The organism is Thiomicrospira microaerophila, assembly GCF_000934765.1.
Classification (GTDB): Bacteria; Pseudomonadota; Gammaproteobacteria; order Thiomicrospirales; family Thiomicrospiraceae; genus Thiomicrospira; species Thiomicrospira microaerophila.
Map to the genome: position 1 here is coordinate 1 of NZ_KN882200.1, position 9,217 is coordinate 9,217.

At 41.1% G+C, this 9,217-nt stretch carries 11 protein-coding genes and 1 pseudogene; 2 read left to right on the forward strand and 10 right to left on the reverse strand.

Annotated elements, in window-relative coordinates:
- Positions 1 to 242 (forward strand): transposase (locus NA59_RS13935; RefSeq protein ID WP_157792662.1); only part of this gene is annotated, 242 nt, incomplete at its 5' end.
- A 102-nt stretch (positions 243 to 344) separates the two neighbouring features.
- Here NA59_RS13935 and NA59_RS14910 read toward each other — a convergent pair.
- Positions 345 to 635: a helix-turn-helix domain-containing protein gene (locus tag NA59_RS14910; protein WP_044414302.1), complete on the reverse strand. Its 291-nt coding sequence runs from the start codon at positions 633 to 635 to the stop codon at positions 345 to 347.
- Positions 636 to 892: 257 nt separating this feature from the next.
- On the opposite strand from NA59_RS14910, the gene NA59_RS13945 reads away from it, so the two are divergent.
- The gene (locus NA59_RS13945; RefSeq protein WP_044414306.1) at positions 893 to 2,062 is read left to right on the forward strand and encodes a tyrosine-type recombinase/integrase; all 1,170 of its coding nucleotides are present in this window, start codon (positions 893 to 895) and stop codon (positions 2,060 to 2,062) included.
- 129 nt (positions 2,063 to 2,191) lie between these two features.
- On the opposite strand, the gene NA59_RS13950 is transcribed toward NA59_RS13945, so the two are convergent.
- The 9 genes and pseudogenes from NA59_RS13950 to NA59_RS13985 form a co-directional block, all read right to left on the reverse strand.
- Positions 2,192 to 3,106, reverse strand: coding sequence for an RpnC/YadD family protein (locus NA59_RS13950; protein ID WP_044414309.1), 915 nt, complete (start codon positions 3,104 to 3,106; stop codon positions 2,192 to 2,194).
- A 59-nt stretch (positions 3,107 to 3,165) separates the two neighbouring features.
- A complete protein-coding gene (locus tag NA59_RS13955; protein WP_044414312.1) occupies positions 3,166 to 3,456 on the reverse strand; it encodes a hypothetical protein in 291 nt (96 codons plus the stop codon).
- Positions 3,457 to 3,507: 51 nt separating this feature from the next.
- A complete protein-coding gene (locus NA59_RS13960; protein ID WP_044414316.1) occupies positions 3,508 to 4,062 on the reverse strand; it encodes a recombinase family protein in 555 nt (184 codons plus the stop codon).
- Positions 4,063 to 5,076: 1,014 nt separating this feature from the next.
- The gene (locus NA59_RS13965; RefSeq protein ID WP_052501721.1) at positions 5,077 to 6,729 is read right to left on the reverse strand and encodes a hypothetical protein; all 1,653 of its coding nucleotides are present in this window, start codon (positions 6,727 to 6,729) and stop codon (positions 5,077 to 5,079) included.
- The gene (locus NA59_RS13970; RefSeq protein ID WP_044414319.1) at positions 6,726 to 7,781 is read right to left on the reverse strand and encodes a PriCT-2 domain-containing protein; all 1,056 of its coding nucleotides are present in this window, start codon (positions 7,779 to 7,781) and stop codon (positions 6,726 to 6,728) included. Before NA59_RS13970 ends, NA59_RS13965 begins: the two co-directional genes overlap by 4 nt.
- Positions 7,771 to 8,085: a hypothetical protein gene (locus tag NA59_RS13975; protein ID WP_044414322.1), complete on the reverse strand. Its 315-nt coding sequence runs from the start codon at positions 8,083 to 8,085 to the stop codon at positions 7,771 to 7,773. The genes NA59_RS13970 and NA59_RS13975 overlap by 11 nt, the downstream gene beginning before the upstream one ends.
- Positions 8,082 to 8,240, reverse strand: coding sequence for a hypothetical protein (locus tag NA59_RS13980; protein WP_232504114.1), 159 nt, complete (start codon positions 8,238 to 8,240; stop codon positions 8,082 to 8,084). Before NA59_RS13980 ends, NA59_RS13975 begins: the two co-directional genes overlap by 4 nt.
- A complete protein-coding gene (locus NA59_RS15875) occupies positions 8,191 to 8,403 on the reverse strand; it encodes a DUF5710 domain-containing protein (RefSeq protein WP_407701058.1) in 213 nt (70 codons plus the stop codon). Before NA59_RS15875 ends, NA59_RS13980 begins: the two co-directional genes overlap by 50 nt.
- Before the next feature lie 371 nt (positions 8,404 to 8,774).
- A pseudogene (locus NA59_RS13985) lies at positions 8,775 to 9,217 on the reverse strand (IS66 family transposase); the annotation flags it as partial.

Below are 9,217 nucleotides of genomic sequence, written 5' to 3' on the forward strand. Positions count from 1 at the left end.
CAGAAAAGCTAGAAGAAAACGCCAGCATCAAACAAACCATGCAACACACGCTCAAAACCCAAGAAGGTCGAAAACGCTATGCGCTTAGAAAGCAAACCATCGAACCGGTGTTTGGGATCATCAAATCCGTCATGGGTTTTAGAACCTTTTCACTGCGAGGATTAGAGGCCGTAAAAGGCGAATGGTCACTTGTGTGTTTAGCCTGGAATATAAAACGCATGGGATCATTGCGTCTAAAGTAGGGGAAATAGGACAGAAAATCGCTCAAATATGCTAAAAATCACGTATTTTAAGGCAAAAAAGCCCGTTTTGGGCCAACTAGCGATTATTTGCCCGACAGGCTCCTAGGGCTCAAAAGGCGATGCGATGTGCAAATCAGAAAAGGTAGTTATCGCTGAAGGGTTGATGGTAAGCGTATAACCCTCAAAGGGTAAATTATCTTGTATCACGACGCCGGCATCTTGCAGTGCTTTTTGCAATGCCATTAGACTCGATAAGCGGGGCGTAATCGCACAGGCTTCAATTCTTGCTAGCGTCACTTTTGCAATACCGGCCCTTGTCGCTAAATCAGCTTGTGACCATCCGAGCGCATTTCGTCCCGCTTTTATAGCCGAGACCGTTCTGAGCATGTGCATCGAATATTCCTTCTTCTTAGTAATGTAGTGAGGTCAATTATATCACTTAGCATCGTTTTCGTGCTTTACTCTCTACAACGAGTTACCAAGTAACCATAAAAACCTAAAAGCATCTAATTAAAATCTAATAAAACATAATGTGATATATTTAATATCTTTATCCAACAAAAAGCTATTGTTTTTAATCCCTTCATCCTTATAATTGAATAAAGAAGATAGCTTCTATGACATTTTTAATATCACCCAAGGAGGGTAACATGCCAGTACAAGTTTTAACGGAAAAGAATATTCGCACAGCCAAGCCAGCACTGGGAAAATCTAAGATAGATCTGCATGACAAGGATACTAAAGGGCTAATGGTGGAGGTTCGTAATGCTAGCGCCACCTATTATGTGCGCTATCGTGATCTACGTGGAAAAGTGCGCCAACTCAAGCTCGCCTCGATTGAAGAGCTTACACTAGCGCAAGCACGCCAAAAAGCCAAAGAAGTTCGCAATAATGTTGCGATGGGCATTGATCCTATCGAGCAACGCAAGCAAATTCAATCGATGCCAACAGTAGCTGAATTTGTAGAACAGCAGTACATGCCTCATATCAAAAGCTATAAACGCTCCTGGGTGACTGATGAATCACTGTTGCGCAATCATGTGCTACCGATTATTGGGGATTTGCATCTTGATGAAGTACGACACGCTCATTTATCAGCACTCTTTAACAAGCACCACATTAAATATAAACCTGCCTCAACCAATCGAATTATCATCATCATCCGCTATATTTTTAATTGCGCGAAGCGGTGGGGGATAGCAGGACTAGAAGGCAACCCAGCAGATCAAATTCCACTTTATACTGAAAACAATAAGCGTGAGCGGTACTTGACACCAGAAGAGGTGACGCGCTTATTGGCTCAGCTGGAAGCGTCTAGATCGCCAATGCTCAAATACATAATCATGTTTCTTCTTTTAACAGGCGCACGTAAAAGTGAGGTAACAAATGCAAAGTGGGATGACCTTGACTTGGAGAGTCGAGTTTGGAAAATTGAGTTTAACAAAACGGGGCAAACACGATATGTACCCTTGTCTAATGCAGCGATTGATTTATTACTATCCGTTCCTGTAATAAAAGACTGTGATTATGTATTCGCAAACCCCAAAACAAAATTGCCGTTTCAAAAAATTTTTGGGGCATGGGACCTTGTTCGCAACAAAGCTGGCATTCGGGATGTTCGCATTCATGATCTGCGCCATTCATTTGCTTCGTTTCTGGTCAATAACGGCCGTTCACTGTATGAGGTGCAAAAGATTTTAGGGCATACGCAAGTTAAAACCACTCAACGTTATGCGCATTTGAACCAGGATTCACTACTGAAAGCTGTGAACACAGCCGGAGAAACAATAAAGTGGCAGGGTTTCAGTGATAAAAAATAGCTTTGAGCAAAGTCATATTTAAATGTACTGCACAAGCTGAAACCAACGGTTTTGCTTATCAAGCCCTGTTTCGAATGGTCATCATGCAAAACACGCCCTTAAGCAGGGCGTTTTTTGGATACGGTGGGATTACTTTTCGATTTGGCTTAAACGTTCTTTGAGCTCTTTTATCGATAAATGACAACGCTCTGCCACTATTTCTACCGATAAATTAAACTCTCGAATCATTTCGATTGCTTGCTCTAGCCTGCCCTCTAGCTTACCACGCTCTAAATAGAGGTCCTCTAATGAATTGATATATTGCATATTCTTCTCCTGTTCGATTGCATCGATTTGATGGTCAAATTCTATCACAAGTTCCTTGGGAAGCGTAATCATCCAGTCTATCAAATTGAATAGGGTGATGATTTGTTCTTTGCTGTATCCGCGCTCATAGAGTTGACGAATGAGTGCTACCTTGGCACTTAAGCGCTCTTGTGGGGTTTTGAGCAGTTTAGCATCGAGCTGTGCCAGCACAAGTAAACCAAATACATTCTCCCCAGTCAGCAGCGATTGGCGCTGTGGTAAGAAGTCGAGCAGTTTTACAACAGGGTAGTCCATGCGCAAGTTAAACCCTAGCGCGTTATAGTGGTAGGTTTGGGGTTTAAATGTCGGGCTGGTATCACTGAGTATTGCCAGACTAATCACGTCTTTTTTATAACGTTGGCGAATACGGCTGTTGTAGTTGAACATGCGCTGGGCAAAATCATGCTCTGGCTCGCCTTGGACTTCAATATGGATCAGTAACCAGGTTTCTTCACCGGAGATCAGTTTTACTTTGACCAGTTTGTCGGCATAGGTTTTACCGCGCTCAGCTTTGGCTAGGATTTTTTGTAGTTCTTTGTCTAAAAACTCAGGCGGTTGATTCCAATCTATCGCTTGATGCACCATTGAAAACAATAACGCCATCGCGTCTTTAAAATAATATTCTAACGCTTCTTTCCAAGGGTTATCGTGGTCTTGGTTGGAAGGGTTGGCGATGCTCTCACCTGTTGCTGTGGTCATATTTTTACTCTAAATGCAATAGCTTTGATTTTAACCACTCAAACTCAAGTGAGCAATCACTATTGATGTTTTGTTGTAGTACCCAGTGCTTGCTGACAAGCTTGCGTATAACGATGACCCGCCTCAACCAAGTCACAATACAGGTCACTGAACCGGTCATCATCATGTAGCTCATATCGCTCAATAAACTCATCTAACAGTTCAATGAGTAATAACTTAGCCGGTACATCTTGTAAATGCAGTTGCCAATCATCAGCTAAACGATGCAACGCATCCAAGTTCTGCTCACTAATGGGTGCATTTACAAGCTCCTCAATATCACTAATGGTGTCTAGTTTATAGATTGGCATCGAATTTTAAAGCTCTTTATGATTCGTATCTTACTATTATAGCTTAATACTTCATGCACTTTGGAGTGCTCGATACAAGGTGGGGCGTGAAACACCTAACTTTTTTGCAACTCGTGAAATGGGCACTTCTTGCTTAATCAATAATCGAGCCTGCTCGATAATAATTGGCGTCATCACTTTTTTGCGCCCGACTTGCTTATATCGCCCTTTCGCTTTAGCAAGCACAATACCCTCTGCTTGACGCTCGCGTATCAAGTTACGTTCAAACTCTGCAAACGCGCCCATCATCTGAAACATCAACTTTTTTAAAGGATCATTCATTGCATCAAAAACAAGCTGCTCTTTATGAAATTGCACCCTTACTCGCTTTGATGTTAATTGTTCAACCACATCCTGCAAATCTTTTAAATTGCGTGCTAATCGATCAATTGAATGAACATGCAAACTATCACCCTCCCGACAAAACTCTAAACACGCCTGTAAAACCGGTCGAGACTGATTTTTGCCTGAGGCTTTTTCTTCAAATAACTTATCAAGCTCGACATCATGTAGCTGACGCTCTGTGTTCTGATGCAAGCTTGAAACACGTATATATCCAATATTCATAAATGTGGCTCTCCACTTCAGCTATCTATGCTGGCTCCTATGTGTCCGAAAAGCTAGACCTTTCTGAATTTAATTAAACACCTTCGTACGGTGTAAAAAAATGGCTGGTTTATTAGTTTTTTTACAAAAGTGTTCAGAAGTCTAGATCTTTTTGGACACCACCAAAAAGGAAGTTATCCCCCTAAATAGATATTATAAACATCTAGGACGATACAAAATAAATTAAAAGATAATTTTAATAACATTAATGATACCACAAGACTTAAATAAAGCCTGAAGCGTGACGTGCAAAGGTTAACCATAGACCTCTTGCAAAACTAAATACTGGTTATGATGTTTATTCCTTGTTGGCTGAGGTTTGAAGTGGCTTTTACTGGTGGAATTTTGTTCGTAAACGCAATTCGATTACTGGAGTTTTGCAAGAGGTCTCATATACACTCATTTTAGTTTAGGTCGCTTGTTTTTAGCCCTGAGGAAAAAATGGCTGGGTAGCCTTGATGGTGATTATTCACTGCTATTGAATCAATACCATGATCAACTCAACATAAATGTAGTTTCAAACCCATTGAGTTAAAGTTTAATGAATAGTATTTTAGTTTAGTGTCTCGCTAAACTAAGTGGCGCAACCCCTGTTATGACAAGCTTTATTCACAATAGTTTTAGTTTAAGTAGTTTAATTAGTTTGTTTTACTGTGTTTAAAAAAAATAGCAGAGAGAGTGCCCTGCTTGAAAGGCCTCACCCTGCTACTCCAAATAAGCTAAAAGCAACCCAATTCAACCAAGCCTATACAGTCCTAACAAGCACACGGATGAGAATACTAAATTAAACTAATTAAACTACTTAAACTAAAGACACCACTCACAAACCCAGTAAATACAACGTTTCTGCTCATAACTTAAACAATACATTAAACTAAAAATGTCGCGTTTAAACTAAACCCCCTGCACAGTAAACTAACGAAAAAAGGGCGAATCGCCCCTTCTTAACACTACACTACCAATTACGCATTGTGCTTAAAACGGCACAGAGTCAAAGTCATCATAATCATTTTGAGCCTGCTTTGTAGCATCACACTCAATCCGCCATCGCGAAACATTTGCTTGTTTACCCAGAGACTTCAACATCAAACCATTGACTTTTCGGTCTTTTCTGTAAGTCAGAACTCTTCCGACTGATCGAGTAGTTAGCTTTGGAACATACTCTTCAAACGCCTCCTTGAGATCAGAGTAAGAGTCAGGGTCAGAACTTATCTTCTTCATTACATCTTTAGCTGTAAACACACTATCATTAAAGGCTTTATGCAACTTTTCAAGCAAGTCAAACAGACCCTCATGCTCAGGATCAGCTTGCTGCGCACGTTCAAAACCGGCCATCGGATCTTGCCACTCAGTGCCCCAAGACTGACGACTTAGCCAAGCAATGGGCTGTCTAACTAAACTGTCCCATTCTTCAAAAGAAGCCAAGCTCCCATCCGCAAACCGTTTATTGCTATAGTCTGGACTGCAAAACCAAGCTTTTATAATCGTCAATCCCGCTTCTACTATCCTGAGTCGATTTTGTTTTATGTATTCAATAGGATCAAGATCAAATCGACGTTTAAACGCAGGAACATCGTCATTTTCAGTCACAATACGAATGGTTGGGATGCGCCGCGGCATATCGCCTGCAAGGGTTAAATTATTACCCGTCAGCAAAACCATTAGATTTACAGGCAGCTTTTGTGTTTTACTTGCGCCCAAAATTCGATCAGTTAAGTAACCGCTCGTCATCGCCGCCGCTAGTGATGGACTATCAAACTGCCCCAAAACATTATCAATGATGAGAGTGCGCTCGCCATTAATTAAGCATGAAAACAATCGTTTACGATTTTCTTCATCACCTTTTGACCCACTAAAAGGAACGATGGTTGGCGTTTTATCAGTACTGACACAAAGTGTTGCAATCGCTGATGCGAGTAATGTTTTTCCAGTGCCCTGCATTGCAGCATCTATCCCAAATCCGGGACTTGTTTTTAAAACCGGTCTGACAATCGCTGTTAACAATGCACCCAATAAAAGTGTCTTATCAAGCGGCTCTGCAAACTTAAAGTCTTTAAAAGCGTACATCAATACATAGAGCGCCTCTTGCACATCATCAAGACTCGGATTAGTGGGAATGCAGAAATCAGATGTATCATATTGAGTTAAATATAACTGTGTCTGTGCATCGTAACCTGTGTCTGATAATAACGTGCCATCAGCCCGGACAACTGGCGCACTTATAACTGCGCGCAATGGCTTAAGAACCCTAGACTGGCCATGACTCAAAAGCTGATCAATTAGTTTTTGAGGTGGGTCGATTGGCTTGATCTCGATGCCATCTTTCGTTTGTGCATGTCTAACAAAGCTAATATGACTACCTAACCAATGCGCCAGCAAATGCTTATCAAGCAACTTCAGCGTTGAAGCTAAAACCACTACTAACTCATCACCCAAGTCAAAAATATTTGAATGATCACGCATAATATCAAGCGTCTGATTAACAAGTGTGTTCATTTTTCCGGCTTCAACAGCAAGCAATGGCTTGTTATCAGTCGCATTTTCAGCGTGTTTTTTATCACCTCTTGAGACGCAATAGATTTCAGAGTCGTGTCTCTGTGGTGACGTTACTTGTCGAAGTGCGCTCATGCTACACCTCCTTTTGCTACAACCAACTGTGCTAGATTATAGTCATTCCAGTCCGATCCAGCATCACCGTCGTTAAAAGGTGGCACAAACAATTGCCCACCCACCGCAACGGCTACTTTTTGCGACTCTGCAAGCCCCGGATTCAGCGAGTTTTGGTGATCATTGTCCCCTGCTATGATCAAGTGAGCATCAGGATATTTTGTGCGCACAGCTTTAGCTACATGCATCAAATTGTTCAAGCTAAAGCAGCAAACCACTGTCTTACCCAGTGCTTGATTTTCAGCAAGACTGGCCCCTGTTGCAAAGCCTTCACAAATGTAAATCGCATTGCGATCTATACCATTTTGAACCGTGTATGATCCGCCCGTCACTGCGCCACCCTTCAAAAATCGCTTCTTGCCAGCAGCCGTAATTCTTTGCACAGTTTGAATAATGCTACTATCAAAATTATAGACCGGAATCAACAAATCACCTGTTGATTGGTCGCGCAAAACACCACATGGTTGGATATTTTTTCGAAGCAAATAAGGGTGGCTTGAGGTCGCAGGCTGTGCATTTTTGATTAAGATTTTTGCATATTCAGCCGCTTTATCGTAATCACATTCAGTGCTCCCCTTCCAAACTTGCGATGGCAACACTTTTAAATATGATTGATAAGCAGCATTATCTAGAGATCCTACAGAAACACGATAACCCGCCTGCTTAGCCATGTGGTAGAGCGTACCAATCGTCACCTTACAACCCGGCTTGATTGAGCGCCATGCGCTGTTAAAATCACGTAAATCAAAACTTTGACCCAACTCAGACCACGATTGGGCCACCGGTTTTGCAGTCTCACCAAACTCAGATTTGAGAGCCATTAAAACCCTAATCCACCCGGATCGAGACATGTCAGCTGAAAGATGATCAAGCATATCGCATGCTTGGTCGAGTGAAAAACCGGGCAAATTATTTTGCATAACACCCGCTGAAGTGTTATTATTTTTCGCAGGTTGCAAATTTTGCTGGCGAGCTGTTAATTTGTGACCTTCTTTTTTGTCATCAGTGAACATACGTTGTCTCCTTTTTTTCTGCATAAGCTAATGAAAGCTCTGAAAGCATTGACAGCTCATGCTTTAAACAGTTAAAGTCTTGATTTAAGCTAGCTAATTTGCTTGAATCAATATCGCCCAATTCAGCAAGCTTTAACACAATTAGTAACATTTCATCTAAAATAGATTGTGAATGAGAACTTACTACTACTTCTCCATTTCCCGCCATTAAACGCTTTAGAAATAACTTATCAATGCCTCTAATTTCTTGACCTGAAGAAAGTTTTTTTTGTAACTCTCTAGCTTTTTGTATATCGTTTTTCATGCTACTTTTCTCCTTTGTTGAGCATATTTTTTAAACCGATTCTTTTTTTGTTGCACTTGTTTCTTTTCTTGTTCAAGCAGTGCTAATTCACGCTGCCTAAATGCTTTAACCTCCTGTTTTAAACCATTTTTTAAATAAGTTGATGTCCAATCCAAAAGGTACATACCATTTTTTTCGAATTGAACACCAACGCCCACCTAAACTTACTGCAGCGTCTTTTTCAATAAACTTTACGTCAAGCCACAACTGTGCAAGTGTGCAAGTGTGCAAGTGTGCAAGTGTGCAAGTGTTTTTTCTTTTTTCAACTGTTTCATTCACTCCCCCTTTTTGTCATAACAATTTTCCTTTTTTGTTTTCTTGTTTGAAGCAATATCACTTCCCCTAGCAACTATTAAAACAAACTACTTGGATAAAAAAAAGAGACATTTGTTGGAGAAAAAAACAAGTAAAAAATCACTCAGCTACTTATCATTAAACTTGATAAAGTTTTGATACTGTGGATTGGGTTCGTTGATCTGAAGACATAGAAAGCATCGCCATAGAATCTTTTTGCTCAATGCTTTTATCACGCTATTTTTACAACAAGTAGTGTTATAAATAGATTTTAGTACTACATGTAGTAGCTGGATAGTTGCTGCAACTCTATAGAATACAAGAGGAACCTCAGACGAACTAGTGACAGCATCCCTCATAAAAGGAAGTGGCTCTCCCTTAAAAAGCGATGTCATAGCCTCTGAACTCGTGAGGCCTTGTTTTGTTGCCTTTGATAAATAACTTCGGACACGACACAGGATATTCGCACCACCCCATTGATCGAAAACAGCCTGATACTTTCTGGTGCACCTTAAGCATGCGGATATCGCGCTCACCTTGATTATTGGTAAACGGGGCGTTGGGGTCTTCTAAAAACCGAAGCACATCTGCTTCATAGCACCTTAACCTTTCAAGCAGATTTCGTGATTTTGAGCGTTTTAATTTACCGCGTTTTCCTTCTCGCTGTGTTTCATCGGGTGGCGGACATTCACTATCCGCCTGCTTCAAACAGGCACGATACTCAACTCGCCATTCTTGCGCCTGTTTTGGGGTAAGTGTGCCGCCAGCTTGCTTAACGGCTTCATTCATTTGGCATAGG

What these genes read in the sequence shown, in the direction of transcription:
- NA59_RS14910 (WP_044414302.1), bottom strand. Translation starts at nt 635, where the DNA reads ATGCACATGCTCAGAACGGTCTCGGCTATAAAAGCGGGACGAAATGCG.
- NA59_RS13945 (WP_044414306.1), top strand. Translation starts at nt 893, where the DNA reads ATGCCAGTACAAGTTTTAACGGAAAAGAATATTCGCACAGCCAAGCCA.
- NA59_RS13950 (WP_044414309.1), bottom strand. Translation starts at nt 3,106, where the DNA reads ATGACCACAGCAACAGGTGAGAGCATCGCCAACCCTTCCAACCAAGAC.
- NA59_RS13955 (WP_044414312.1), bottom strand. Translation starts at nt 3,456, where the DNA reads ATGCCAATCTATAAACTAGACACCATTAGTGATATTGAGGAGCTTGTA.
- NA59_RS13960 (WP_044414316.1), bottom strand. Translation starts at nt 4,062, where the DNA reads ATGAATATTGGATATATACGTGTTTCAAGCTTGCATCAGAACACAGAG.
- NA59_RS13965 (WP_052501721.1), bottom strand. Translation starts at nt 6,729, where the DNA reads ATGAGCGCACTTCGACAAGTAACGTCACCACAGAGACACGACTCTGAA.
- NA59_RS13970 (WP_044414319.1), bottom strand. Translation starts at nt 7,781, where the DNA reads ATGTTCACTGATGACAAAAAAGAAGGTCACAAATTAACAGCTCGCCAG.
- NA59_RS13975 (WP_044414322.1), bottom strand. Translation starts at nt 8,085, where the DNA reads ATGAAAAACGATATACAAAAAGCTAGAGAGTTACAAAAAAAACTTTCT.